The organism is Verrucomicrobium sp. GAS474 (genome assembly GCF_900105685.1).
GTDB lineage: Bacteria > Verrucomicrobiota > Verrucomicrobiia > Methylacidiphilales > GAS474 > GAS474.
The window spans coordinates 3,505,603-3,531,075 of the sequence record NZ_LT629781.1 but is presented as its reverse complement, the minus strand read 5'-3'; the positions used below and the strand labels follow the sequence as shown (position 1 = coordinate 3,531,075).

The 25,473-nt window shown below is 65.8% G+C and carries 22 protein-coding genes and 1 tRNA gene; 11 read left to right on the top strand and 12 right to left on the bottom strand.

Features of this window, described 5'->3' with window-relative positions:
• The gene (locus BLU04_RS15010; RefSeq protein ID WP_093287842.1) at positions 1 to 1,875 is read right to left on the bottom strand and encodes a S8 family serine peptidase; all 1,875 of its coding nucleotides are present in this window, start codon (positions 1,873 to 1,875) and stop codon (positions 1 to 3) included.
• A gap of 55 nt (positions 1,876 to 1,930) precedes the next feature.
• On the opposite strand from BLU04_RS15010, the gene BLU04_RS15005 reads away from it, so the two are divergent.
• From BLU04_RS15005 to murD, 3 genes are read left to right on the top strand one after another with little or no spacing between them, the layout of a single operon-like run.
• A complete protein-coding gene (locus tag BLU04_RS15005; protein ID WP_157895391.1) occupies positions 1,931 to 2,287 on the top strand; it encodes a hypothetical protein in 357 nt (118 codons plus the stop codon).
• Positions 2,227 to 3,627, top strand: a complete 1,401-nt coding sequence (locus tag BLU04_RS15000; protein WP_162274697.1) for a hypothetical protein — start codon at positions 2,227 to 2,229, stop codon at positions 3,625 to 3,627. Before BLU04_RS15005 ends, BLU04_RS15000 begins: the two co-directional genes overlap by 61 nt.
• A gap of 4 nt (positions 3,628 to 3,631) precedes the next feature.
• Positions 3,632 to 4,954: a UDP-N-acetylmuramoyl-L-alanine--D-glutamate ligase gene (gene murD / locus BLU04_RS14995; RefSeq protein ID WP_093287834.1), complete on the top strand. Its 1,323-nt coding sequence runs from the start codon at positions 3,632 to 3,634 to the stop codon at positions 4,952 to 4,954.
• Between the two features lie 64 nt (positions 4,955 to 5,018).
• On the opposite strand, the gene BLU04_RS14990 is transcribed toward murD, so the two are convergent.
• The 10 genes from BLU04_RS14990 to BLU04_RS14945 all read right to left on the bottom strand — a co-directional run bounded on the left by BLU04_RS14990 (position 5,019) and on the right by BLU04_RS14945 (position 15,328).
• Entirely contained in the window at positions 5,019 to 5,876 is an 858-nt protein-coding gene (locus BLU04_RS14990) for a glucosaminidase domain-containing protein (RefSeq protein ID WP_093287831.1), read from the bottom strand.
• Positions 5,877 to 6,077: 201 nt separating this feature from the next.
• Positions 6,078 to 6,581: an FHA domain-containing protein gene (locus BLU04_RS14985; RefSeq protein ID WP_093287828.1), complete on the bottom strand. Its 504-nt coding sequence runs from the start codon at positions 6,579 to 6,581 to the stop codon at positions 6,078 to 6,080.
• A 43-nt stretch (positions 6,582 to 6,624) separates the two neighbouring features.
• Positions 6,625 to 7,842, bottom strand: a complete 1,218-nt coding sequence (gene carA / locus BLU04_RS14980; RefSeq protein ID WP_093287825.1) for a glutamine-hydrolyzing carbamoyl-phosphate synthase small subunit — start codon at positions 7,840 to 7,842, stop codon at positions 6,625 to 6,627.
• Positions 7,842 to 9,161, bottom strand: coding sequence for a dihydroorotase (locus BLU04_RS14975; RefSeq protein WP_093287823.1), 1,320 nt, complete (start codon positions 9,159 to 9,161; stop codon positions 7,842 to 7,844). The genes carA and BLU04_RS14975 overlap by 1 nt, the downstream gene beginning before the upstream one ends.
• 23 nt (positions 9,162 to 9,184) lie before the next feature.
• Entirely contained in the window at positions 9,185 to 10,162 is a 978-nt protein-coding gene (locus tag BLU04_RS14970; protein ID WP_093287820.1) for an aspartate carbamoyltransferase catalytic subunit, read from the bottom strand.
• A 5-nt stretch (positions 10,163 to 10,167) separates the two neighbouring features.
• A complete protein-coding gene (gene pyrR, locus BLU04_RS14965; protein WP_093287817.1) occupies positions 10,168 to 10,695 on the bottom strand; it encodes a bifunctional pyr operon transcriptional regulator/uracil phosphoribosyltransferase PyrR in 528 nt (175 codons plus the stop codon).
• A 235-nt stretch (positions 10,696 to 10,930) separates the two neighbouring features.
• Positions 10,931 to 13,069, bottom strand: coding sequence for a hybrid sensor histidine kinase/response regulator (locus BLU04_RS14960; protein WP_093287815.1), 2,139 nt, complete (start codon positions 13,067 to 13,069; stop codon positions 10,931 to 10,933).
• Positions 13,070 to 13,199: 130 nt separating this feature from the next.
• Positions 13,200 to 13,439 carry a DUF4032 domain-containing protein gene (locus BLU04_RS14955; RefSeq protein WP_093287812.1) on the bottom strand — a complete coding sequence of 80 codons (240 nt, stop codon included), beginning with the start codon at positions 13,437 to 13,439 and terminating at the stop codon, positions 13,200 to 13,202.
• Between the two features lie 147 nt (positions 13,440 to 13,586).
• On the bottom strand, positions 13,587 to 14,693 hold the full coding sequence (locus BLU04_RS14950; protein WP_093287809.1) for an Mrp/NBP35 family ATP-binding protein: 1,107 nt from the start codon (positions 14,691 to 14,693) through the stop codon (positions 13,587 to 13,589).
• On the bottom strand, positions 14,690 to 15,328 hold the full coding sequence (locus BLU04_RS14945) for a site-2 protease family protein (RefSeq protein WP_093287806.1): 639 nt from the start codon (positions 15,326 to 15,328) through the stop codon (positions 14,690 to 14,692). The genes BLU04_RS14950 and BLU04_RS14945 overlap by 4 nt, the downstream gene beginning before the upstream one ends.
• Before the next feature lie 212 nt (positions 15,329 to 15,540).
• Between BLU04_RS14945 and BLU04_RS14940 the strand changes: the two genes are divergently transcribed.
• From BLU04_RS14940 to BLU04_RS14905, 8 genes are all read left to right on the top strand, one after another.
• Positions 15,541 to 17,115, top strand: a complete 1,575-nt coding sequence (locus BLU04_RS14940; protein ID WP_157895390.1) for a DUF1343 domain-containing protein — start codon at positions 15,541 to 15,543, stop codon at positions 17,113 to 17,115.
• A gap of 19 nt (positions 17,116 to 17,134) precedes the next feature.
• Positions 17,135 to 17,497, top strand: a complete 363-nt coding sequence (locus BLU04_RS14935) for a type II toxin-antitoxin system RelE/ParE family toxin (protein WP_093287800.1) — start codon at positions 17,135 to 17,137, stop codon at positions 17,495 to 17,497.
• Positions 17,484 to 18,506, top strand: a complete 1,023-nt coding sequence (locus tag BLU04_RS14930) for a VWA domain-containing protein (protein ID WP_093287798.1) — start codon at positions 17,484 to 17,486, stop codon at positions 18,504 to 18,506. Before BLU04_RS14935 ends, BLU04_RS14930 begins: the two co-directional genes overlap by 14 nt.
• Positions 18,507 to 18,528: 22 nt before the next feature.
• Complete coding sequence (locus BLU04_RS14925; protein ID WP_093287795.1) at positions 18,529 to 20,826, top strand: cation:proton antiporter; 2,298 nt, start codon at positions 18,529 to 18,531, stop codon at positions 20,824 to 20,826.
• A 322-nt stretch (positions 20,827 to 21,148) separates the two neighbouring features.
• Complete coding sequence (locus tag BLU04_RS14920) at positions 21,149 to 22,666, top strand: ammonium transporter (RefSeq protein ID WP_093287792.1); 1,518 nt, start codon at positions 21,149 to 21,151, stop codon at positions 22,664 to 22,666.
• Positions 22,667 to 22,759: 93 nt separating this feature from the next.
• Entirely contained in the window at positions 22,760 to 23,098 is a 339-nt protein-coding gene (locus tag BLU04_RS14915) for a P-II family nitrogen regulator (protein ID WP_093287789.1), read from the top strand.
• Positions 23,099 to 23,209: 111 nt separating this feature from the next.
• Positions 23,210 to 23,563 carry a hypothetical protein gene (locus BLU04_RS14910; RefSeq protein WP_093287786.1) on the top strand — a complete coding sequence of 118 codons (354 nt, stop codon included), beginning with the start codon at positions 23,210 to 23,212 and terminating at the stop codon, positions 23,561 to 23,563.
• Positions 23,564 to 23,659: 96 nt separating this feature from the next.
• Positions 23,660 to 23,735: transfer RNA gene (locus tag BLU04_RS14905), tRNA-Gln, on the top strand.
• A 154-nt stretch (positions 23,736 to 23,889) separates the two neighbouring features.
• Here the strand turns inward: BLU04_RS14905 and BLU04_RS14900 are convergent.
• Positions 23,890 to 25,446 carry a glycoside hydrolase family 2 TIM barrel-domain containing protein gene (locus BLU04_RS14900; RefSeq protein WP_093287783.1) on the bottom strand — a complete coding sequence of 519 codons (1,557 nt, stop codon included), beginning with the start codon at positions 25,444 to 25,446 and terminating at the stop codon, positions 23,890 to 23,892.
• Positions 25,447 to 25,473: the final 27 nt, after the last annotated feature.

Below are 25,473 nucleotides of genomic sequence, written 5' to 3'. Positions count from 1 at the left end.
CTATTTTTGATGCCGGGCCTTGAGCAATGCAAAAGATCGGGCCGGGTTCATGAGGAGGATGCGGGAATCGGAGGGGGAGGGATCGGCCCCGTCCCGGATCAGGGCGGCGGCGTCGAGGGGGCTGAGGGCGGGATCGAGGGCGAAGAGTTTCGCCGCCAGGTTGGCGACATTGGGGGAGGCCATGGAGGTGCCGGAGAAGGGCATGACGGTGCCGCCGGGGATCTTGCTCTTCACCTCGAAGCCGTCGGCGTAGACGGAGACGTTCTTGCCGAAGCTGGTGAAGGAGGTCTCGTCGCCCGCCTGGTCGACGGCGCCGACGGTGATGAGGTTCGGCAGGATGAAGGAGGAGGGGATGACTTCGTCGAAGGCGACGTCGTTGTCGGAGTTCCCGGCGGCGGTGACGAAGAGGATGTCGGGGGCGCTGCGGAGGGCGTCGAGGAGGCCGTCCCGGCCGATGTCGAAGATTTTCCGGGCGGTCTTGGCGCGGTCGGCGGCGTCCTTGCCGACGCCGTTCGCCTCCAGGGCGTCCTCGATGCTGCGGAGGTCGCCGCCCCAGCTCATGTTGACGACGCGGACGCGCCGGGCGCGGAAGAAGGCGACGGTCTGCTTGTACGATTCGACGTCCTTCACGGCCTGCTCGACGGTGGGGACCTCGGGGATCATGTGGTAGTCGAAGGTGATGCGGCCCACGACGAGGCGGGCGGCGGGGTTCCCGGCGACGGCGATCCCGGCGACGTGGGTGCCGTGGGCGTAGTTGCCGAAGAGCTCGAGGTCCTCGAGGTAGGGCTTCACCTGGTCCTGGGGGATGGAGGAGGTCTTTTTCTTCACCTCGGTGGCCTCGGGGCTGTCGACGGCGGCGCGGAGGTCGAGGAAGCCCTTGATCTGGTTCTTCATCTCGGGGAGGCGCTTCTGGTCGGCGGGGGCGATGGGGAAGAGGGGGCCGGTGACGAGGTTGGAGTGGAGGTCGAAGGCGATGACGGCGGGCGCGTTGTCGCCGCCGGTCTCGACGTTGCCCTTGTAGAGGGGGAGGTCGACGCCGGAGTCCCAGATGCCGACGGGGACGGGGACGAGGTTCTTTTCCCGGGAGAGGTCGAGGTTGCGGGCGGCCCAGATGTCGGGCTTCTTCGTCTGATGCTTCGCGACGGCGTCGCTGAGGACGGCGACGACGTCGGCCTTCAGCGGGAGGGAGTAGAGGAGGAAGGCGCGGAGGGAGAGGAGGCGGGCGGCGGTGTCGGCGCTGAGGGTGTGGGTCTTCGCGACGGCGGGCTCGATCTCGCTCTCGACGACGCCCCGGATGAGGTTCTCGCTCCGGATCTCGAAGCTTCCCTTGAGGTCCTTCACCTCGGCCTGGACGACGTTCCAGGGCATCGCGGCGACCTTCGCGGCGAGGGCCTCGCGGAAGGCGGCGGAGAGGGAGAAATTCGGCCCCATCTGGGAGTAGGAGGAGACTTGGCCGACGGTGAGGCGGGTCTCGGAGACGAGGCCGGTGACGAGCTTGGCGGAGGGCTTGGTCTCGAGGTCGCGGATCTCGCGGATGAGGCGGAGGGCGGTCTCGGTGTCGTCCTTCAGGATGGCGATGGCGAGGAGGGTCCCCTTGAGTTTCTTCAGGGTGGTGGTGTCCTCGACGTCGTAGGTGGCGAGGTCGGCCTCGATGTCCTTCTGGACGGCGTCGGCGAGGGCGTTGGCCTTGGGGGCCGAGTCGAAGAGGGAGACGGCCTTGCCGTCGAGGGGGTAGGTGTGGCGGGGGAGGTCGTCGAGGGTGTGGACGGCTTTCTTGGCCGGGGCCTGGGCCGAGGTGGCGGCCTCGTTCTTTTTGCAGGAGGCGAGGGGGAGGAGGAGGAGCGGCAGGAGGAGCAGGAGGCGGAAATTCGTCACGGGGATAAAAATGGGCCTTTCCCCCGCTGAAATGAAGTTTTAAATGGAGAAAGCCATGCTTCGCCTTTTCTTTCTGTTGTTTCTCCTGGCGGCGGGAGGGGCTCTCCCTGCCCGCGCGGAGGAGGATGCGGCCCTGGCGAAGGCCCGGATCATGGAGCCGACGCCTCCCAAGGGGCAGCGGCCCGATTTCCTCTTCCTCCCGAATGGCTGGGGCAACTCTCCCGAGGCGGCGACGGCCGACCTCGACCGGGTGATCGCCGTCTTCGTCGACCGGCCCGGGTTCCGCCGCTTCGACTACATCAAGGTGGTGGCGGTGGGGCGGGGGATCTATGAGGCCGACGGGATGTGCACGTGGGACGCGAAGACGGCGATCTCCCCGGCGACGCGGAAGCAGCCGTGGCATTCGAGATGAGCGAGGAACGTTATCGCGCCCTCCGGGAGCGCCATCCGTCGCTGACCTACGAGGGCTTCACCGCCGAGGAGCGGGAGGGGAATCTGGTCTGCCATTTCGAGTTCTCGCTGGAGGAGGGGCCGACGTTCCGGCCTGCGCTTTCGATCCCGTTGCCGACGGAGGGAGGGGGCGTCCCGTCCGGGGCGCTGAAGGCTTTGGTCTTCCGCATCGGGCTCGTCGAGCTGATCAGCTATTGGAAGGCGGCCTGCCCGCCCCGCGTGGTGTTGCGGGCGGGGAAGCTCGGCGCGGAGGAAGCGGCGTGGTGGCGGTGGGTCTGGTTCCACGGCCTCGGGGAATTTTTCTATCTGAACAAGATCGGGGCCGAGATCGACACGTTCCTGACGCTGGAGCAGGACGCCGCCGCGCCCGATTGGCCGTTGCTCCCGGCTTCCGGGGGGAAGGGGATCCTGGTCCCGATCGGCGGGGGGAAAGATTCCCTCGTGACGCTCGACCTCCTGCGCGGCCATCGCGATGAGGTGAGCTGTTTCCTCCTCGGGCGGACGCGGGCGCAGGCGGAGAGCGTGCGGCTGATGGGCTACGGCGAGGCGCAGGTGATCCAGGGGCGGCGGGCGATCGCGCCGGAGCTGCTGGAGCTGAACCGGCAGGGCTATCTGAACGGGCATACGCCGTTCTCGGCGATGCTCGGCTACGTGACGGCGCTGACGGCGGCGCTCCACGGGAGGCGCTATATCGCGCTCTCGAACGAGTCGAGCGCGAGCGAGCCGACGGTGCCGGGGACCGAGGTGAATCACCAGTTCTCGAAGGGGTGGGAGTTCGAGCGCCGCTTCGCCGCCGAGCTGGGCCGGATCGCGCCGGGGATTTCCTATTTCAGCCTCTTGCGCCCGTGGAACGAGCTGCGGATCGCGGAGCGCTTCGCCCGCATCCCGGGGGCGCTGGGGGTCTTCCGCAGCTGCAATGTGGGGAGCCGGGACGATCGCTGGTGCGGGAAGTGTCCGAAGTGCCTCTTTGTCGACATCCTCCTCGCCCCCTTCGTGGGGCGGGCGGAACGGAGCGCGGTCTTCGGCGGGTTCCCCCCGCTGGAGGAGGCCTCGTTGCAGCCCATTTTCGACGAATTGACCGGGGTGGCGGCGACGAAGCCGTTCGAGTGCGTCGGGGAGGTGGGGGAGGTCCGGGCGGCGTTGGCGTTGGCGTTGGAAAAGGGGGAGGCCCCGGTGCTGGTCCGTGATTTTGCTTCCGGCCATGGGGAGAAACTCCCTTCCGCCGAAGAGGCCGCCGGTGTGTTACGCTTTTTTAATGACCGAAATGGGGTTCCGGCCCATCTTCTTCCCCTCCTGACGTAACATCATGGTTTCCGGTCTCATCGATTTTTTGGCGGGGAAGGAGATCCTTCTCTGGGGTTTTGGCCGGGAGGGGCGGTCGAGTTATCGCTTTTTGAGGAAGCACTTTCCGGGAAAGCGGCTGACGATCGCCGATGCGAAGATCGCGCCGATCCAGGAAGAGCTGAAGGCCGATCCGCTCCTTTCGTTCCTTTCCCAGGAGGCGGTGCCGGGGCGGTTGACCGCGTTCGATCTCGTCTTGAAGAGCCCGGGGATCCCGACGGCCAGCCTCGGCCTCCCGCCCGACGCCGCTTACCGCATCGCGGGGCAGGCCGATCTTTTCCTCCGCTTCGCGCCGGGCCGGGTGGCCGGGGTGACGGGGACGAAGGGGAAGAGCACGACCTCCCATCTGCTGCGGCATCTGTTGGCCGCCGCCGGGGCCGACGTCCGGCTGGGGGGGAATATCGGGATTCCGCTCTGGGAGCTGATCGAGGAGCTGGGGCCCGATTCGATCACGGTGGCGGAGCTCTCCTCCTATCAGCTGGAAAATATCCGGCACGGCCCTCACGTCGCCCTCTGGCTCAATCTCTATGAGGAGCATCTCAATTATCACGGTACCTTCGCGGCCTACCGGAGCGCGAAGGCGAATCTGGCCCGGGCGCTGAAGCCGGGGGGCCACCTGATTTACCGGGCTGACGATCCCCGTCTGGGGCAGGGCCTGGCCGAGGTGGCGCTTCCGCCTGGGGTGGTCCGCCACCCGTTCGATGCGGAGAGGGAGTTCCCGTTCTCGCTGGCCGGGAACGCCCAGCTGCCAGGCAATCATAACCGGCTGAATGCGATGGCCGCCTGGATGGCGGCGAAGCTCCTTCTTCCCGGCCTCGATCCGGCGACGGTGCAGAAGGCCCTCGACACCTTCCTGGCCCTGCCGCACCGGCTGGAGCCGGTGGGGATCGTGGGGGGAATCCGGTATTACAATGACTCGATCTCGACCGTGCCGGAGGCGACGCTGGCGGCGCTCGAGGCGTTGCCCGAGACCGATATCCTCATTGCCGGGGGGATGGACCGGGGGGTTTCCTACAAGGGATTGACCGAGGCGCTGCGCCGGTCGCGGCTCCGCTGGCTGATCGTGATGCCGGAGACCGGGGCGATCCTGGCGGCCCAGCTGCGGGCGGGGGAATGTCGTTTTCAAATCGCCGCGGTCGGGACGCTGGAAGAGGCGGTGGCGGTGGCGAAGCGGGAGGGGAAGGCGGGGAGCCTCTGCCTCCTGTCCCCGGCGGCGTCGAGCTATCACCAGTACAAGAATTTCGAGGAACGGGGGGAAGCGTTCCGAAGGTTGGTGCTCCAATCCTAATCCCAAGACGCAAAAAAACCGGCCTCCCTTTCGGGAGCCGGTTTTTTTCGTACGACGCTTAAGCTTACGAGCGCGAGTTCTTCGCCGTGATCGCCGCGTTGGCCTTGGCGACCTGCGAGGAGTACATGGTGTCGAGCTTGTCGAGGTTGTGGCGGTTGATGATGGTGCGGACCATCTCGACGTAGTGGGGGTCGCCGCAGTAGCCGTCGCGGAGGACGGTGCTGATGAATTCGAGCCCGGTCTTCTTGTTGAAGGCGTTGTCGTAGCGGCCGGTTTCCCGGAGGAAGGCGGCATAGCCGGAGAACCCTTCGGCGAGGTTCGCGTAGGCGCGGAAGTCGGCGATGGTCGGGATGCTGCCGTCGTCGAGGGTGGGGACGTTCTTCTGGCGGGGGCCCTTCCAGGTGTCGAAGGCCTTGATGCCGAAGAAGTTGTTTCCCTTCGTGGCGAGGCTGCTCTGGCCGTAGCGGCTTTCGAGGATCGCCTGGGCCATGACGGCGGAGGCGGGGATCCCCTCGGTGATCTGGATGCGTAGGGCCTCGGGGAGGGCCGCTTCGAGGAAGCGTTCCTGGGCCGAATTCTGGGCAGTCTCGAAGACCGAGTTCAGCGTCTTCGCCATCGTGAGGATATCGGCGGTCGAGCTGTTCTGGACGCTGAGGAGGTTGGCGATCTTGAGGTCGCGCTCGGCGATGGCCTGGGCCTTGGCGTCTTCGATCTCGGCCATCCGCTGGTGCTGCTCCCAGTAGGAGGCGGCGAACGACTTGCCGACCTTGCTCATCGAGATGACGGTGAGGAGGAGGGTCGCCGAGACGGCGATCCAGAAGGCGTTCGAAAGCACGAGCGTCGTGAAGAGGCCGACGCGCTTCGGCTTGTCCTCGAAGAAGGGCCGGCGGGCGATGGCGTGTGTCAGGTTGATGCTTTTCATGATGTGACCTTTTTTAAGTTCGTCCTATTCGCTGCGTGAGTTTCCTTGAGTAAGTACACTCAGTACAACGACCCTGTACGATAAGGGTTGAATCTGCCACGTTTCGGTACCGTGTCAAGTCAGCTTACTTCATTTAAATGAAGTAAACGGAGGGGGTCGAATCGCCCTCCCAGCGACCGGGGAACAGGGGGAAGCCCGGGATTACTTCGTCGTGAAGAGGACGAAGAGGGCGTAGCCGACGGCGCCGAGGGCGAGGAGGCCGACCGCCCCGAGGATGAGGGGCCAGGGGCCGCTTTCCTTTGATTTGGAGCGGGTTGCGGCGGTGGTGCCGGAGAAGTGGGAGGGGCGGCCCCGGGAGACCGACTGGTCGAGGGGGATGCCGATCCGCAGTTCGGGGAGGGGGGTCTCGGCGGGGGAGTTCTCCGACTCGTAGAGGAGATCGACGTTGCCGAAGCGGACGGTGTCGCCCTGGCGGAGGGGGGAGGTCTGGATTTTTTCTCCGTTCACCCGGCTCCCGTTGGTCGACTCGAGATCGGTGACGATGTAGTCCCCGGCTTCGAGGTTCAGCTCGGCGTGGTGGCTGGAGATGCTGTTGTCGGGGAGGTGGAGGGCGTTGTCGGGAGTCCGGCCGACGGTGATCTTCTGACCGGCGAGGTCAAAAACCTGATTCGCAAAATCGCTATTCTGGCCGATGAAACGAGGCATAGGAGGGTACCGTTATTCTTTGGATGAGGCTGCGGGAGCGGTTTTAGGAGACGCCGGGGACTTTTCCGGTTTCGATCGCGGTGGCGAAGTCGTCGAAGAAGCGGGTGGTCTCGTGGGGGCCGGGGGAGGCCTCCGGGTGATACTGGACGGAGAAGACGGGGAGCTTCCGGTGGGTGAGGCCCTCGCAGGTCCGGTCGTTCAGGTTGATCTGGCTGATCGCGACGGTCTCCGTGGGGAGGGAATCGGCGTCGACGGCGAAGCCGTGGTTCTGGGAGGTGATGCTGACCCGGCCGGTGTTCTCGCCGCCGACTTCCTGGACGGGCTGGTTGCCGCCGCGGTGGCCGAACTTCAGCTTGAAGGTCTTGCCGCCGAGGGCGTAGCCGAGGATCTGGTGGCCGAGGCAGATGCCGAAGACGGGGATCTTCGACGCCACGAGCTTCCGGGCCGTCTCGTGGGCGTAGGTGAGCTTCGAGGGGTCGCCGGGGCCGTTGGAGAGGAAGACGCCGGCCGGCTTCATGGCGAGGACTTCCTCGGCGGGGGTCCGGGCGGGGACGACGGTGACGGCGAAGCCGTGCTGCCGGAGGCGGCGGAGGATGTTGTACTTGATGCCGAAGTCGTAGGCGACGATCCGGTGGCGGACGGGGGGCAGGGGGGCGAAGTAGTCTTCGCCGGTGAGGGGGCGGGCTCCTTCGGGGCGGGTGCCCTGGACGAGGGTCCATTTCCGGCTCCGGGAGCCGTCAACGTCCCACTCGTAGGTTTTCTTGGTCGAGGTGAGCTCGACGAAGTCCTGGTCCTCGTAGCGCCAGGCGTTGGCCTGGGCGATCGCTTCCTTCTCGGAGACGTCCTCGGTGGTCAGGACGCCCCGGAGGGCGCCCTTCGTGCGGAGGTGCTTCGTGAGGGCACGGGTGTCGATGCCGGAGATGCCGGGGATGCCGTATTCGGAGAGGTAGCTGGAGAGGTCCTGGTTCGAGCGCCAGCTGCTGGCCCGGGGGGAGAGGCGGCGGACGGCGAAGCCGGAGACCTGGGCCTTGTCCGACTCGACGTCGAGGGGGTTGACGCCGTAGTTCCCGATCTCGGGGTAGGTCATTGTGATGATCTGGCCCGCGTAGGAGGGATCGGTGAGGATCTCCTGGTAGCCGGTCATCGAGGTGTTGAAACAGACCTCGCCGACCCGGGTGGCGGGTGCGCCGAAGGCTTGTCCGCGAAAGACGAGTCCGTCTTCGAGGGCCAGGAGTGCGGGGCGGGGGGAGGGAGTGGGCATTACAGTTTCCAGATGATGTGTCCGTTAACAATGGTGAGTACCGCGCGGCCACGCAAGGGCATTTTGTCGAACGGGCAGTTCCGGGAGCGGGACTCGAACTGCTCCGCGTCGACGACCCACTCCAGGGAGGGGTCGATGACGGTGACGTCGGCGTCGGCCCCGAAGGCGAGGGTTCCCTTGTTCAATTTGTCGAGGCGGAGGATCCGGGCGGGCTCGATGGTGAGGCGGGAGATCATCGTCGGCCAATCGATGACCTTCGGCTCGATGAGGGCCTTGATGAAGACGGGGAGCTCGGTCTCGAGGCCGATGATGCCGAAGGGGGCGCGGTCGAACTCGACCTCCTTCTCGTGCCTCGTGTGGGGGGCGTGATCGCTCGCGAGGACCTCGATGGTCCCGTCGGCGACCGCCTCGAGGAGGGCCTGGCGGTCGGCCTCGGTGCGGAGCGGGGGGTTCATCTTGTAGTTGGTGTCGTAGCCCTGGCAGGTCTCGTCGGTGAGGAGGAGGTGGTGGGGCATCGCCTCGCCGTGGATCCGGATGCCGCGCTGCTTCGCCTCCCGGAGGATGCGGACGGAGCCGATGCTGGAGAGGTGCTGGCAGAGGATGGTGGTCCCGGTCAGCTCGGAGAGCATGGCGTTCCGGCCGACGATGATCTCCTCGGCGATGGCGGGCCAGCCCCGGAGGCCGAGGACGGTGCTCCAGTAGCCCTCGTTCATGACGGCCCCGGCGGTGAGGGCGTAGTCCTGGCAATGGTCGAGGACGGGGAGGTCGAACATCTTCGCGTATTCGAGGGCGCGGCGCATCAGCTCGTTGTTCTGGATGCAGTGGCCGTCGTCGGTGATGGCGACGACGCCCGCCTTCTTCAGGGAGCCGATGGGGGCCAGCAGCTCGCCCTTCATTTCGACCGAGAGGCAGCCGGTGGGGTAGACGTTGACGACGGCGTCGTTCGCGATCTTCTGCTGCATCCAGACGACGGTATCGACGCTGTCGACGGCGGGCCGGGTGTTCGGCATCGCGACGATGCTGGTGAAGCCCCCGGCGGCGGCGGCGCGGCTGCCGTGGCGGATGGTCTCCTTCGCGGAGCCGCCCGGCTCGCGGAGGTGGACGTGGACGTCGATGAGGCCGGGGGTGACGATCTTCCCGGCGACGTCGACGGTCTGCCACGCGGCGTCCGGATGGAGCGCGGGATCGACGACCTTGCCGTCGAGGAGGTGGACGTCGCCGACGGCGTCGCGCTTCGACGCCGGATCGATGACGCGGCCGCCCTGGAGTTTCAGGGCGAGGGGTTGGGTGCCGGGGGCGGGACGTTCTTGGATGCTCATGCAGGGCGCGTCGTGAAATTAGGCTAGGCGGAGACTCCCTGCGGGCCTTGGCCGCCGGAGAGGAGATAGAGGATGGCCATGCGGACGGCCATGCCGTTGGAGACCTGTTCGAGGATCACCGAGTTCGCGCAGTCGGCGACGCCGCTGTCGATCTCGACGCCGCGGTTGATCGGGCCGGGATGCATGATCATGACATCGGGGCGGCATTTCTTGAAGCGATCCGCCGTGAGGCCGAAGAGGGCGGTGTATTCGCCGAGGGAGGGGAAGAGGGTCTTCTGCTGCCGCTCGTGCTGGATGCGGAGGAGCATGAGGACGTGGCTCTCGGCGAGGACGTCGTCGATCGAGTGGCTGAGCTTCACCCGGTTTCCCGCGACGCCGAACTGGGAGAAGACGAGGGGGAGGAGGGTGGTGGGGCCGACGAGGGTGACCTCGGCGCCCGATTTCAGCAGGGCCCAGATGTTCGAGCGGGCGACGCGGCTGAAGAGGATGTCCCCGATGATGGCGACTTTCTTCCCCTTCAGGTCGGGGAAGTGCTGGCGGATGGTGAAGAGGTCGAGGAGGCCCTGGGTGGGGTGCTCGTGGGCGCCGTCCCCGGCGTTGATGACGCCCGCCTCGAGGCGCTCCGCGAGGAACTGGGCGGCCCCGGCGGCGGAGTGGCGGAGGATGACCAGGTTGGTCCCCATGGCCTGGAGGTTGAGGGCGGTGTCCTTCAGGGTCTCGCCCTTGGTGAAGGAGCTGCGGTCGCTGTCGAGGGAGAGGACGTCGGCGCTGAGGCGGCTGGCGGCGAGCTCGAAGGAGGCGCGGGTGCGGGTGCTCGGCTCGACGAAGAGGTTGATGACGGTCTTGCCCCGAAGGGAGGGGACTTTCTTGATCTGCCGGCCCAGCACTTCCTTGAAGGCGGCGGCGGTCGAGAGGATGAGCTCGATCTCCCACGATTCGAGGTCGCGGATCGCGAGGAGGTCTTTGCGTTTCCAGGCTTGGGCTGGGGCGGTGGTGGGCATGGGCGTCAGGATTGGAGCAGGACGGAATCGTGGCCGTCGTTTTCGGTGAAGTGGACGGTGACGCGGTCGGCGAGGGAGGTGGTGAAGGCCGCCCCGACGAAGTCGGCCTGGATCGGGAGCTGGCGGTGGCCCCGGTCGACGAGCGCCAGGAGGCGGATGGCGGCGGGGCGGCCGAAGTCGTTCAGCGCGTCGAGGGCGGCCCGGGTCGTCCGGCCGGTGAAGAGGACGTCGTCGACGAGGAGGACGGTCTTCCCCGTCGGGTCGAAGGGGATCTCGGTCTGGTGGGGGATGGGGAGGTGCTGGCTGAGGTCGTCCCGGTGGAAGGTGATGTCGATCTGGCCGACGGGGGGGATCTGGCTGCCGGTGATCGCCCCGATCCGGTCGGCGAGGCGGCGGGCCAGGGTGACGCCCCGCGTGGGGAGGCCGACGAGGGCGAGGGACTGGGGCTGAGAAACGGAAGCGGCGACCTCGGAGGCGAGGCGTTCAATCAGGGCGGCGATCTGCGCGCCGTCGAGGAGGGGCCGGGTTTCCATGGGATAAAGAGAGTCTCATGGAACTACCCGATCCGGCAGGGGACTGCAAGCGTTAGCGGGGGCCCGCGGTCAGGGAAGGGGGAGGCGGGACCTGTCGCGGACGAATTGGCGCTGGAGCTGCAATTGCTGGTCGAGCTTGCGGTAGAGGATGTAGCCCACGACGCCCAATGCGAGGAATGCCCATTTCATGCCCAAAAGTAATGCAGGAGCGGGCGATGTCAAAAAACGGGGCGCGTCAAATATCCCAGGCATCCTCCGCGGGCGTCAGGATTTCCCACAGCTTGTCCCGGAGGGCCTGGGGGAGGAGGGGCTTGGAGAGGATGGCGGCGACGCCGAGTTCCTCGAGCTGCTGCTGGGCTTCCTCGGAGATCATGCCGCTGAAGACGACGATCTTGCCCCGGTAATCTCGGGGCGCGCGGCGGAGCTCGCGGATGAGGTCGAGGCCGGAAAGGTTCGGCATGTTGAGGTCGGTGAGGACGAGGTCCCAGCGCCGGGGCTCGGCCTCGTAGGCGCGGAGGGCGGCGAGGCCGTCGGCTTGGCGGGAGACGACGAATCCCTGGCGGAGGAGGAAGGCGCCGATGGCCCCGGCGACGAAGTCGTCGTCCTCGGCATAGAGGATCTGGCGGCCGAGGGCGGGGTTGGCGGGGGCGGCGGGCTGGGCCTTGCCGGGGGGCTTTTTCCCGGCGGGCTCTTCGGACTGGGTCCGGCGGGGGAGGTTCAGGCGGAAGGTGGTGCCGTGGCCGAGCCGGCTCTCGAGGTCGATGAAGCCGCCGACGGCCTCGACGAAGCTCCAGACGGCGGCGAGGCCGAGGCCGGTCCCCTTGCGCGGCCCCTTCGTGGTGAAGAAGGGCTGGAAGACCCATTGGCGGGTCTCGGTCGACATGCCGGTGCCGTTGTCGGTGACGTAGAGCTGCTGGAAGGGCTCCGGCTTCCCGGAGGCGGTGGCGGTCGCCGGAGGCTGGGCGATCAGGGCGCGGGTGCCGACGACGATGGTGGGGACCCAGGCGGGATCGCCGCCCTCGGACGCCTTGTCCAACTTATCGACCAGGGCGTCCTTGGCGTTGAGGATCAGGTTGATGAGGGCCTGGGAGAGGCTGCCCCGGTTGTAGAGGGCGGGGGGGAGGTCGGGATCGAAGGCGGTCTCGATCCGGATGCGGCGATCGAGGGTGCGGTGGATGAACTGGAGGGTCTCCCCGGCGATGTCGGAGAGGCGGAGGAGCTCGAGCTTCTCGTTCCCCGGCTTGCTCATCTGCATGATGCGGCTGACGAGGTTCGCGGCGGAGTGGATGGCCCGGTCGACGGCGGCGAGGTCGTCCTGGAGGCCGGGGCGGTCGCCGAGCTGGGCGGTGACGTTCTCCACGTGGAGGAGCATCGGGGTGAGGATGTTGTTGAACTCGTGGGCGACGCCCGCCGCGAGCTCGCCGACGGCCTTCAGGCGGCGGCTCTGGTGGAGCTCCTGCTCGGCCCGCTTCCGCTCCGTGATGTCGAGGCCGACGAGGATCGCCCCCGAGGGGAGGTCGTGGGCGTCGAGGAGGCGCGAGATGTTCCAGAGGAGGATCGGGGTGGCGACGTTCCCGCTGGTGGCCCCGGCCGCCGGGGCGGGGGTGACGGGGATCTCGTAGTTCCGGATGGGATGGCCGTGGAAGGCGGCGGCGATGCGGCGGGTGATCTCCTCCCGGAGCTCGGCGGGGACGGCGAGGGAGAGGTAGCTCTGGCCGAGGGCGGCCTCGCGCTTCACGCCGATGACGTGCTCGGCCTCGGTGTTCCACTCGAAGATCGTGTAGTCGAGGTTGATTCCGATGATGACGCTGGCGGCGGTCTCGATGACGGAGCGGAATTTCCGCTCGCGCTGCGTCAGCTCCTCGAGGACGCGGCGGCGGGCGTTGATCTCGTGGATCGTCCCCAGCATCCGGACGGGGCGGCCCGCGGTGTCGTGGAAGGCGCGGCCCCGGTTGCGGTACCACTGGTAGGTCCCGCTTCGCGTGCGGATGCGGAACTCGAAATCGTAGGGGGCGCGGTTTTCGAGGTGGGCAATGTGGATGTCGCGGATCCGCTCCCGCTCGTCGGGATGGAGGCGGGCCTCGAAGTCGGCGATCCGGGAGTCGGGGGCGGGATCGTCCTGCGGGTAGCCGAGGAGTTCCCCGTAGATGGGGGAAAAGTAGGCGTTGCCGGTGACGAGGTCCCAATCCCAGATGCCGGTGCGGGAGCCGAGGGCGGCGAGGCGGAAGCGATCCTCCTCCTCGGTGGGAGCGCGCCCGATAGGGGAAGCCGGGACGGGGAGGGGATAGAGGAAGCCGGAGGAGGTCCGCTCCTGTTCGCTCCGGGTGGTGGTGACGGAATCGAGGGAGAAGAAGGAGAGGAGCTGGTCTTGCATGAGGGAATTTATTTATATTTAGTCTATGGATTTAGTATTTTAAATAACAAAATAAGGCAAGAGCCGGTTATTTTGAAGTTAAAGAGGCCCGGAGGAGGCCGGAGGGAAGAGGGGCTGCCCTCTCCAGGCGTTAGGAAACGCCGATGCGGGAGCCGTCGCTGCGGCGCTGGAGGACGCCGTGGCGGTGTTCGCGCCAGGTGGCGCGGTGGTTGACGATCCAGTCGAGGAGGGCTTTTTCAAAGCCGACGTCCTGACCGGCCTTTTCACTCTCCAACCACTTGTGCTTGAGGATTTCTTCGCGTTCGGCGAGGAATTCCTGATACAGGGCGGAGTTCCGGAAGAGCTTTTCGTTATCGTGCGAGGTGTCCATCAGGTCGATGAAGCGGGTGTCACTTTCGAGTTACACTGTATATGCGAGAGAGGGCGTTTGTCAAGTGGCGGGGCCGCTGAACGCAATAACCGGCTCAGGTATTTTACCTAAAAATCGGGAAATATTTTGTAAAACTTTAATGGAGTCTTACCCGAGCCGTTTCTGAATCGCCGTCGCCGCAGCGAGGAAGGCCTGGGCGGTCGCCGATTCGGGAGAGTGAAGGCTGAGGGGAACGCCCGCGTCGCCCGATTCGCGCAGGGCGATCTCGATGGGGATCTCGCCGAGGAGGGGAACGCCGAGGCGGGCGGCCTCGTGCTTGCCGCCGTCGGAGCCGAAGATGGCGTACCGCTTGCCGTTGTCGGGACAGAGGAAGGCGCTCATGTTCTCGATGAGGCCGAGGAGGGGGACGTTGACTTTCTGGAACATCGAGGCGGCCTTGCGGGCGTCGATGAGGGCGACTTCCTGCGGCGTCGTCACGATGATCGCACCGGAGAGGGCGACGGTCTGGACGATGGTGAGCTGGATGTCGCCGGTGCCGGGGGGAAGGTCGAGGAGGAGGATGTCGAGCTCGCCCCAGGCGACGTTGCGGAGGAACTGCTGGGTGTAGCGGGTGACCATCGGCCCGCGGAGGACGGCGGGGGCGTCCCCCTCGAGGAGGAAGCCCATGCTCATGAGGCGGAGGCCGTGGCGCTCGATGGGAAGGATCCTCGTCTCGTCCTCGGCGACGGGGGCTTCCCGGGTGCCGAACATGTGGGCGATGCTGGGGCCGTAGATGTCGCAATCGCAGAGGCCGACGCGCCATCCGGCCTGCCGCAAGGCGACGGCGAGGTTCGCGGCGACGGTCGATTTCCCGACGCCGCCCTTGCCGCTGGCGACCGCGACGATGTGGCGGACGCCGGGGATCTCGGTCTTGTAGGAGACGGGACCGGTGGCCCCGGGGGCCTGCGCGTGGGCGTGGGGGGCGGCGGCGGGCGGCGCGGCGACGGCGATCTCGACCTCGATCTCGAGGTCGGCCCCGCCGGGGAGGAGGGTGTGGAGGGCGTCGCGGACGGCGAGGTCGATCTGCCGGGGCAGTTCCTTGTCGGCGGTGGCGAGGGCGAGGCGGAGGGTGATCTTTTGGCGATCCCCGGTTCCGATCGGGGCGATGGCGGTCCCCTTCACGAGGCCGAAGGAGACGATGTCCCGGCTGAATCCGGGGTATTTGACGGTCTTCAGCGCGGCGATGATCTGGTCTTCGCGTAGGGGGGAATTCATTTGAGGAAAAGGATGAGGTGTTCGGTGTGGGCCAGCACGTAATAGGTGAGGGCGCCGATCGCCGAAAGGAGGGGGGTGAAGGAGAGGAGGACGAAGAAGGCGACGAACCACCAGACGTTGCCGGGGTTCATGAGCTCCTCGGGGAGGCGGAAGAAGGCGCCGAGGAGGAGCCAGCCGTCGAAGGGGGGGATGGGGATGAGGAGGTGGGAGAGGCCGATGAAGCCGGAGATGAAGGCGGCGGTGTCGAGGAGGTTGCACCAAGTCGAGTCGGGGGCGAGGAAAAGGGTACGGCAGGCGGTGAGGATGACGGCGATGAGGAGGCTGGCGAGGGGCCCCGCGACGGCGAAGAGGACCATCTGGAGCCGGGGCTGGCGCTCGTCCGGGGTGAAGGGGACGGGACGGCCCCAGCCGAGGGGGGTGAGGCTGTGGTTGAGGACGAAGTTCAGGACGGGGAGGATGAGGGTCCCCCAGATGTCGATATGGCTGAGGGGATTGAGGGTGAGGCGGCCTTCGTCCTCGGCCTCGTCGTCGCCCAACCAGTGGGCGGCCCAGGCGTGGGCGACCTCGTGGAGGGTGACCAGCGGGATGAAGAGGAGGAAGATGTAGAGGGATTGGAGGAAGGACGGGGAGGACATGGGGTCGGGACGGGGATGGATCGGGGTCGGGAGCCAGAAGTTAGGGGGATTTGGGGGGAAGGGCAAGCGGGGAGGGGGGCGGGGCATTGCCGGGGCTTGCTCCGTCTTTTAGAAAGAACGCGACCTTTTCAAAGTGAATCACAGCCTCTAGAACGGGGGCCGATCGAAGCGCGTCAGCCAAGCGCGCCGGTCTTTTTCTGGTATTCTATCTCATGTCTTTCCGTCCTTTCCTGTTCCTGTTGCCGTTTTTGGCGCTGAGCCCGGTCCTGGGCCGGGCGCAGGAGGCGTCGGGAAGCGGGACGACTGCGGCCCCAGCGGCCTCGGCCCCCGCGCCGTCGGCGACGCCCGATCCCGCTCCGGCCCCGGCTCCGCCTGTCGCGCCCGGGCCGGTGACGGCGACGGCTCCCGCCGCAGCGCCCTCCGATCCCGCGCCGACGGCGGCCCCGGCGGCGAGTGCGGCGAGCGTCCCGGCCGCGCCGCCGAGCCCGACGACGACGACCACCACGACGATCACGACGACGGTGGCGACACCCGCCCCTTCCCCCCCCGCCGCCTCGACGGCTCCTTCGGCGTCTTCCGGGTTGAAGGTCGTCCGCCTCGGGATCGATGTGTTGGCGGCCGATGATTTCAAGGCGTTGGCGGGGAAGCGGGTGGGGCTGATCACGAATCAATCGGGGGTGAACCGGAAGGGGATCTCGACGATCGACGTGTTGCGGGCGGCTCCTAACGTGAAGCTGGTCGCCCTCTACGGGCCGGAACACGGGGTCTACGGGGCGGAGCATGCGGGGCTTTACGTGGCGAGTTCGGTCGACACGCGGACCTCGCTCCCGGTCTATTCCCTTTACGGCGACACGAAGAAGCCGACCCCCGACATGTTGAAGGACATCGACGTCCTGGTCCTCGACATCCAGGACATCGGGGCGCGGAGCTACACCTTCATCGGGACGATGGCGCTGGCGATGGAGGCCTGCGGGGAGGCGGGGAAGGAATTCATGGTCCTCGACCGGCCGAATCCGATCGGGGGGAACCGCGTGGAGGGGATGCCGCTGGGGGCGAAGACGCTGGCCCTCGACCTGAAGTCCCGCTCCCTGGTCGGGAACCTTCCGATCCCCTACGTCCACGGCCTCACGATGGGGGAACTGGCCCAGATGATCGTGGGGGAGGGGTGGATCAAGGCGGCCCCGAAGAAGCTGACGGTGATCCCGATGAAGGGCTGGAAGCGGGAGATGACGTGGAAGGAGACGAACCTGGCGTGGGTCCCGCCGTCCCCCCACATCCCGACGCCGGAGAGCACCTTCGGCTATGTGCTGACGGGGCTGTGGGGCGATATCCCGGGGATCGCGAACGGGGTCGGCTACACGCTCCCCTTCGGCCTGGTCGGCGGGGCGACGATCGACCGCTATGCGCTCCAGAAGGGGATGGAGGACCGGAAGCTGCCGGGGATGCTCTTCATCCCCACGCTCTTCCAGCCGTTCTATTTCGGGAACAAGGACAAGCTCCTCTCCGGGGTCCAGGTGATCTGCACCGATCCGGCGAAGGCGAACCTGATGACGACCTCGATGGCGCTGATCGAGGAGATCCAGACGGAGCTGGGCCACGAGGTCCTCTCCTCGATGAGCAAGTCCGACACCGACCTCTTCGACAAGCTGTGCGGCGGCGACACGGTGCGGCTCCACCTGATCGCCCGGAAGCCGGTCGCCGATTTGATCGCCAGCTGGCAGCCTTTCCTTGACGATTTCCGTGTTCGGCGGGAGAAGTATCTCCTGTACAAGACGACGCCTCCCTAGACCCCCGACCACCCTTACTTTGAAAAAGACCTTCCAGATTATTTTCAACAGCATTAGCGCCGAGGAATTGGCCGCGCTGCCGACGGTGCTGCAGCTCTCGGTGACGGCGAGCCTCGAATCGATCCCGGAGCACTTCGGCGCCGGGGGCGAGGGCGACTACGGCCGCCTGGAGCGCGAGGGGCGGACGATCTACCGCTACCGCGTCGGCGATTACCGGATCTATTTCGAGAAGGGGGAGCGGGGCATCATCGTCCATCGCGTCCTGAACCGGAACACGCTGAAGGATTTCCTTTTCCGCTCGAATCTCCCCGTCCTCGCGGCGGAAGACGAGGCGCTCCAGAAAAACCCTGAATTCTGGAAGATGCTGGATGGGCCTAAGTAAGGAAGAGAAGGAACGCTCCCAGCGATGGGAGGCACCCTCCTCGGGCGGCCGCTACGGCGGGCTCGGGCGGACGGGGTGGCTCTTCGTCGGGGCCGTCGTCCTTTACCTCGCCCTCTTCGGGCTCTTCCGCGGCCTCCCCCTTTTCAACACGCTCCAGGAGACCCCGCCCGTCGTCCCCGAGGTGGTGATCGAGGGGGGCGGCGCCTCCCTCCCGGCCCTCGCCTCGGTGGCGACGCCCGCTCCGGCCTCCCTCCGCCCGGCCCCCGCCCCGCTCCTCCCGTCCCCGACGCCCGGCCCCCTCGCGGCGACGCCGCCCCCGGCGGCGACGGCAGCGAAGACCGACCGGGCGTCCTCGGCCCCGGCGCTGGCTGCGGCGTCCCCTTCGGCCCCGGCGGCGACCGACGCCCCCTCCCAGGAGGGCGGGGAGGGGCGGGTAGCGTTGTTCGACATGGCGGTCTCCTCCCGCCGGGTGGTCTATCTCCTCGATGTCTCGGGGAGCATGCAGGAGCCTTCCGATCCCGCCGCGCCGGGCGGGACGGGGAAGAGCCGCTTCGAGGTCTCGACGGAGGAGATCCGCCGCTCGATCCGGGGGCTTCCGCCGCAGGTCTCCTTCAACATCGTCTTCTTCGCCGACGGGGCGGTCTCGCTCTCCCCCGATCCCCTCCCGGCGACGCCCGAGGCGAAGCGGCGGGCCGAGGCGTTCCTTTCCAAGCTCCCCGACATGGGCGGGAGTACCCGCTTCGTGGCGGGCATCCACGAGGCATTGCGCAACGGCGGGGACACGCTATTCCTGACGACCGACGGGGGCCTCAACGAGCCGGAGTGGAAGGTGATCGAGAAGGTGCAGGAGGAGATGGCGGCGATGCCGGTGAAGCCCCGGCTCTACACCTTCGGGATGACGGCGGGGCCGATGGAGGACGGGACCGACCGCCTCTTCGAGAAGCTCTGCCTGATGTATGGCGGCCGCTACCAGCCGATGCGGGAATGGCAGGCGGGAAAGCCGCAGTAAATCTTAGACCGAGGAGAGCGCGATGGAAGAGGGCCTGCTGTTGATCCGTGATTTGGCCGTGGTGCTCAGCTTCGCCGCGGCGGCGGGGGTGTTGCTGCGGAAGATCGGCATCTCGACCGTCGTCGCCTACCTGGCGGCGGGGATGATCGTCGGCCCGAACACGCCGCCCTTCTCCCTCGTCCACGACATCGCCCGCATCCACACCCTTTCGGAACTCGGCCTCGTCTTCCTGATGTTCTTCGTCGGGATGGAGCTGAGCCTGCGCCGGGTGCGGCAGCTCGGCGCGCCGCTCCTCCTGATCACGGCGGGGACGGCGGGCGGGGTCTTCTGGCTCTCGCAGGGGCTGACGCAGGCCCTCGGCTGGGACCCGACGGCGGGGCTCTACGTCGCCGGGATGCTGATGGTCTCCAGCTCCGCCATCATCACGAAGACCCTCGGCGAGTCGGGGGCGATGCACGAGCGTTTCGCCCGCCGGGCGATGGGCATGATGGTGCTGGAGGACATCGTGGCGGTGGTGATGCTGGCGCTGCTGGCGACGAAGGGGGCGGCGGCCCATGGCGGAAGTGGAGGCGGGGCGGAGGAGTTCGACCTCGGCAAGATGCTGGTGCTGATGGGCGGCTTCGTGGCGCTGATGGTGGTGGCGGGGATCCTCGTGGTCCCCTCGTTCCTCCGGGGGCTCTCGAAGGTCTCCGACGTCGACCTCCGCGTGGCGGCGGTGGCGGGGATTCTCCTCGGGATCGCCTACATGGCGGCCTCGGCGGGTTACTCGGTGGCGCTCGGCTCGTTCCTCTTCGGGATGGTGGTGGCGGAGACGAATTACCGGGAGCGGGTCGAGAAGGCCTTCACCGGGGTGAAGGCGATGTTCGTCGTCGTCTTCTTCGTCTCGGTCGGGATGCTGATCAATATCCACGACGTGCTCGCCCATTGGGGCCTCGTCCTCCTCGTCGCCTCCTTCTCGATCGCCGCGCGGGCGACGGCGGCGACCCTCTCCCAGCTGGTGACCGGCATCCCCCTGAGCGCCGCCGTCCGGACGGCGCTGGTGGTGACGCCGATCGGCGAATTTTCCTACATCATCGCCCAGCTGGCGGTCGACGCGAAGGCGGTCCCCCTCTATTTCTACAGCGTGGCGGCGGGGGCCTCGGTGATCTCGGCGTTCCTCGCCCCGTTCCTCGTCCGGTTCTCGGAGCGGATCGCGGAGGAAGTGGAGAAGAGGCAGCCCGCCCCACTGAAGTGGCTGCTGGGAGGCTATCGCGACCGGCTCACGAAGACCGGGGCCCGGATGGACCGGAGCCCGCTCTGGGTGCTGACCCGGGGGAGGATCGGGCAGGTGGTGCTGGAGGGGCTTCTCTTCGTCGGCATCCTCGGGTTCTCCCCGATGCTGCGGCGGTCGGTCGGCTGGACGGCGGAGTTCCTCGGCGTCAGCGCGTGGATGGACGAGCTGAAGTGGGCCTTCTGGGGCGTGGTGCTGGTCTCGGCCCTCGTCCTCGCGGTGGCGACGTGGCGGAACGTGGCGGCCCTCGGGATGATCGTCTCGCAGGCCTTCTTCTGGGAGAAGGGGCGGAAGGTCGGCCGGTTCCTCGATCTGGCGATCCAGATCGGCTCCGGCGCGGTGCTGCTGGGGGTCTTCTACCGGCTCTTCCCGGTCTACGTCCCGGGCGGGAAGGTCGGCTGGCTGCTCCTTCTCGCCGCGATGATTTCCTTCCTCTGGTTCCTGCGGAAGCGGCTGATCCGGTGGCACAGCCGCCTCCAGTTCTCGATGACGCGGGCGTTCAAGGAGGAGGTCTCCCGCGCGAAGCTCCGCCCGGGCAAGACGATGCGGGAGGAGGATTGGGGCGTCGACCTCGTCGAGGTCACCATTCCCCAGGGGGTCGCCTATGCCGGGCAGAGCCTCCGCGCCCTCGGCATCCGGAGCCGGATGGGGTGCACCGTCGTCGAAATCGAGCGGCAGGGCGTCGAGCTGGCCAATCCCCATCCCGATCAGTCCCTCTATCCGGGAGACCGCGTCCTCCTCGTCGGCGGCGAAAAGGAGACGGCCCAGACCCGCGCCTTCCTCGAGCGGGAAGGGAAGGACGAGGCTGAATCGTTCCGGGAAAACACCCTCGAAACGGTCCTCATCCCCGAGGGGAGTCCCCACCTCGGAAGGACCCTCGCCGAGCTCGGAGTTTTTACTGAAACAGGCGTGCAAATCATCGGTATCCGTCGCGAGGGTAAAACGTTCTTAAATCCTTCGGCGAAAGAGACTTTCAAAGCGGGGGACGCCCTCCTGATCCTCGCCACGCCTGAAGAGGGATCGCAGTTCGAGCAGTGGCTCCTCGGTTAATCGGGAGCCGAGCGAAAACACTTAGGAAAGTGGCATGACTGTTGCTTTAACTCCTCCATATGATTTCGGAATGGAAACAGACGTGGAACGGATGGCTTGCCGTCCTCTCCGCCCTTTTGCCCATTTTGAAGTCGATGCCTTCCCCAGCTCCCGTGGCGGTTCGGTCCTCCCATCATCGTCATGATGGAGGGCCCCGGGTGGGAATCCGGAGGAAGGCGTTCTAAACCATTTCGTCCGGGTTCGGTTTTGTGCCGGGAGCCTGGACGATGAACAGAAAGAAACACGGACTGCTGTGCGGTCCTAATCACTAAACAACAATAACATGAAGAAAATTGCATCGATCTGTTGCTCCTTGCTCTTGGGCCTTTCGGCTCTCGGCTTCCCGGCGGCCCATGCCGAAGAAGCGTCCGCGGCCATCGTCGCTGACGCCGCTGCCACCTCCGCCGCCCCCGCCACGCCTCCTCCCGGCACGCTCGAACAGCGTGTGGCCGACCTCGAGGCCTACATGAACAACGGTGCCGTCGGAACGGCGACCGAAGGGGACAAGACGACCACCTGGACGTCCAACCTCTCCATCGGACCGGGCCACAACGCCTGGATGATGACCTGCTCGGCGCTCGTCCTCTTCATGACGCTCCCCGGCCTGGCGCTCTTCTACGGCGGCCTCGTCCGTCGCAAGAACGTCCTCTCCGTCCTGGCCCAGTGCTTCCTGATCACCGGGATCGTCTCGATCCTCTGGTGGATCGTCGGCTACAGCTTCTGCTTCTCCGCCAGCTCGGACGGCCTCCTCAAGGGCATCCTCGGCGGGACCACGCAGGCCTTCCTCCACGGCGTGAGCTCCACCCCCAACACGGGCTACTCCGCGTGGGCCGGTGAGAACGTCTTCTCGATGTTCCAGCTCATGTTCGCTATCATCACCCCGGCGCTCATCGTCGGCGCGATCGCCGAACGCGTGAAGTTCACCGCCATCGCGGTCTTCATGACCCTCTGGATGTTCGCGGTCTACTTCCCCATGGCCCACATGGTCTGGGGCGGCGACGGCCTCATGAACGGTGTCTGGAACGCCGACGCCAAGATCAAGGCGATCGACTTCGCCGGTGGTACCGTCGTTCACATGACCTCGGGTTGGTCCGCGCTCGTCTTCGCGCTGATCGTCGGCAAGCGCCTCGGCTTCGGCACGCAGAGCTTCGCCCCCCACAGCGTCGTCCTCTGCATGGTCGGCACCGGCATGCTCTGGGTCGGCTGGTACGGCTTCAACGCGGGCAGCGCCGGCGCCGCCGACGTCGTCTCCGCCAACGCCTTCATGACCACCACGCTCGCCACCGCCTTCGCCTCGTTCGTCTGGGCCGCCCTTGAATTCATCTTCAAGAAGAAGGCCAGCGTCCTCGGCTTCTGCTCCGGCGCCGTCGCCGGCCTCGTCGTGATCACCCCTGCTTGCGGCTTCGTCAATGCCGAAGGCGCCGCCTGGATCGGCCTCGCCGCCGGTGTGGTTCCGTTCTTCGCCGTGACCTTCCTCAAGCCGATGCTCGGCTACGACGACGCGCTCGACACCTTCGGCGTCCACGCCGTCGGCGGCACCCTCGGTGCCATCCTGACCGGCGTCCTTGCGACCCCCGACGTGAACAGCAACCTCAACACCAACCTCAAGGACCTCATCGCGAACCACACCCTGGTTTACGAGCAGCTCAAGGCGGTTGGCGTGACGATCGTCCTCTCCGTGGTCGCCACGGCGGTCATCGCCTACCTCGTGAAGTTCACCATCGGTCTCCGCCCGACCCCCGAGCAGGAAACCCAGGGTCTCGACATCGTCGATCACGGCGAGGAGGGCTACATCCTCTAAACTTCGGTTTAGAAGAATCCAATCCAGGAACCCGCGCGGAGCGGGGCGCATCGCTCCACTCCGCCGGGATCCAAACAAAACTGAGATCACTACATGAAAAAGATCGAAGCCATCATCAAGCCCTTCAAGCTCGAAGAAGTGAAAGCCGCGCTTTCCGAAATCGGCATCGAAGGGATGACCGTCACCGAGGTTAAGGGATTCGGCCGCCAGAAGGGCCACACCGAGATCTACCGTGGCAGCGAATACACCGTCGACTTCCTCCCCAAGGTGAAGGTCGAGATCGTCGTCGCCGACGACAAGGTCGAGGCCGCCACGAAGTCGGTCCTCACCACCGCCAAGACCGGCAAGATCGGTGACGGGAAGATCTTCATCCTCCCCATCGAGCAGGCCTTCCGCATCCGCACCGACGAGACGGGCGACAAGGCTGTCTAATTCGTAGAGATACGCGTTAAAAGGTTATGGGAAGGGCGATCCGGCTTGCCGGGTCGCCCTTTTTATTTTGCGCGTCCCGGGCGATGGCACGTCCGATGCTTCCCTAAAAGCATGAGCGTTCTCAAGCGTTCGATGGACCTCGTCGAAGAGATTCGGCGGGAGCTCGATTCCCGTGCGATCGGGAAGGGGAAATCCGTTGCCGCCGGGCATAAATGGCCCCAGGGCCTCGGAGAAGAGATCGAGCGGGCCGTCTGGGAGGCCCTCCGCCTGTGGGATGCCGAGCTGGCGCTCCCCGTCTGCCCTCTCACCGGCCAGGTCTACGCCGGAGGCGAATGGATCGACCTCGTCACCTACCTCCGCGACCACATCGCCAAGCCCCTCGTCGGAAAGTTTTCCGACCGCGCCCTCCTCGACCTCGTCGAGCGGGAGATGAGTCTCTACCACCAGCACGTCCTCGTCCGCTGAGTGCGCCGGTGCCGGGCAAAATGCCGGTGAGGGGCCATTTTTTTAGCAACAGGCTTGCCAAGTTCCCGTTTTCACGTAGAACGATTCTTCCTCCATTGCCGCGTGGTGCAATTGGTAGCACACCAGATTCTGGATCTGGGTGTTCTAGGTTCGAGTCCTAGCGCGGCAACCACTTTCGAAAGGCCCGTCCTCATCTGAGGGCGGGCTTTTCCTTTGTATTCAAGCGGGTTTGGTGTGACGTGGGAGCGCAACCTCGTGGAGCGGCGCTCTTGCCGCATGAACCGAGCTAATCCATGGGATCGGGCGGCTGCGCTGATTTCTTCCAATCAGGGAGCGGGGGCGGAGCTAGCCTCCAGAACCCAATCGCACGAGTCGGTTGGTTTTTCGGTCGAGGACGAGCCGATTACTTCAATGTGATTGTTGCCCGGAAGAAGAAGTACATTTTCCCAATGCGCGATTTTCACGGCATCCGGTTTTGTCTTGCCGAGAGACTGACCGTTCACGATCAATTCCACCTCGGCACTGTTGGAGTAAGCTTTGACTTCGGTGACGGCGACTTTTCTCGGCGTCGATCGGCGTGAGGCGATATAGACCATGGGTTGCAGATTCCAGTTCGCCTTGTAAAAAAAGTAGGCGTCCTTCTTCGTTGCCCGATCTTGGGTGACTAATCCCTTGTCGTTCAATCCGGTTTGCCCCCCTTCGTCGCGGCCTGCGCTGGGAAGATCGAACATCACCCAGATGAAGCATCCCCATAGCTTCTGATTGTTTTGCATCGTTTTCCAGATGCGCTCGTGGATGTAACTTTGCCATTCCTCGGGATGAAACGGACCTTTGGGATTCACCTTGTCGAGCGAACCTTCCTGATGTTGGTCGGTGTTGGCGCCTCCACCGAATTCCGAAATGCAGATGCGCTCGCCCATCTCTTCGAAGCGATCGCTGATAAACTTCGCCATATCGTTCGGATTCCCTTTGTACCAGCCGGGATACGTATTGAAACAAATGGCGGTAGGGATGGTGTTAAATGTTCGGCCGGGGTGAGCCGTCGCGGCGACGTCGATGCGGGTCGGATCGAGTTCCTGAATCACCGCCTTCAGGTGGGTCAGGAGAGCGTCGGGCGGCGGGGCTTTTTGGATGTCCAGCTCGTTGAATAGGCCCCAGAAGGTCGCGGCGGGGCTATTGTAGTGTTGCAGGACCATTTCCCTCGCCTGGAGTTCCGCATTGGCGCTGAACTCGGGTGTATCGCGAATGCCAATGCTACTAACCAGGGGGACTTCATTCCAGAGCATCAGCCCTTCCCGATCGCACAAGTTGTGAAGATGCTCGCTTTGGGGGTAGTGAGAAAGGCGAATCGCGGTGACGCCCATGTCCGAGATGATCCGCACATCCCGTTCCTCGTCTTCGGGGCTCATGGCCCAGCCTTTGTCGCGAAGATCCTGATGACGGTTCACTCCGTGGATCGGGTAGGGAACTCCGTTGAGGAGGATTCCGTCGGTTTTGGAATAGGCAAGGGTCCGCAAGCCGAGGGCCTGCGTGATTTCATCGACTACTTTCTGGTCGCGCAACACACGGATGGTCGCGGTGTAGAGATAGGGATCATTGCGTCCATTCCAAGGATGAGGGAACGATAGGGTGATAAGACCAGTGGCTGTCTTCGTCGCTCGGCTTTCGACGGTCTCGTTGGTGGAGATCTTGCCTACCGATTTTCCGCCAGCATCGGTGATCTCGCATTCGACTGTCACGTTCGCCGATGCGGGGAGACCGTTGGAGACGAGGGATCGGATTTCGACTGAGGCCTTGTCTGCTTCGAGGGATTTCGTGGTGAGATATGCCCCGGGCGAAGCAAAATCGAGGGGGGTGATGCAAACGGGGTCGGTGACGATCAATTCGACGGGCCGATAGATGCCGCCATC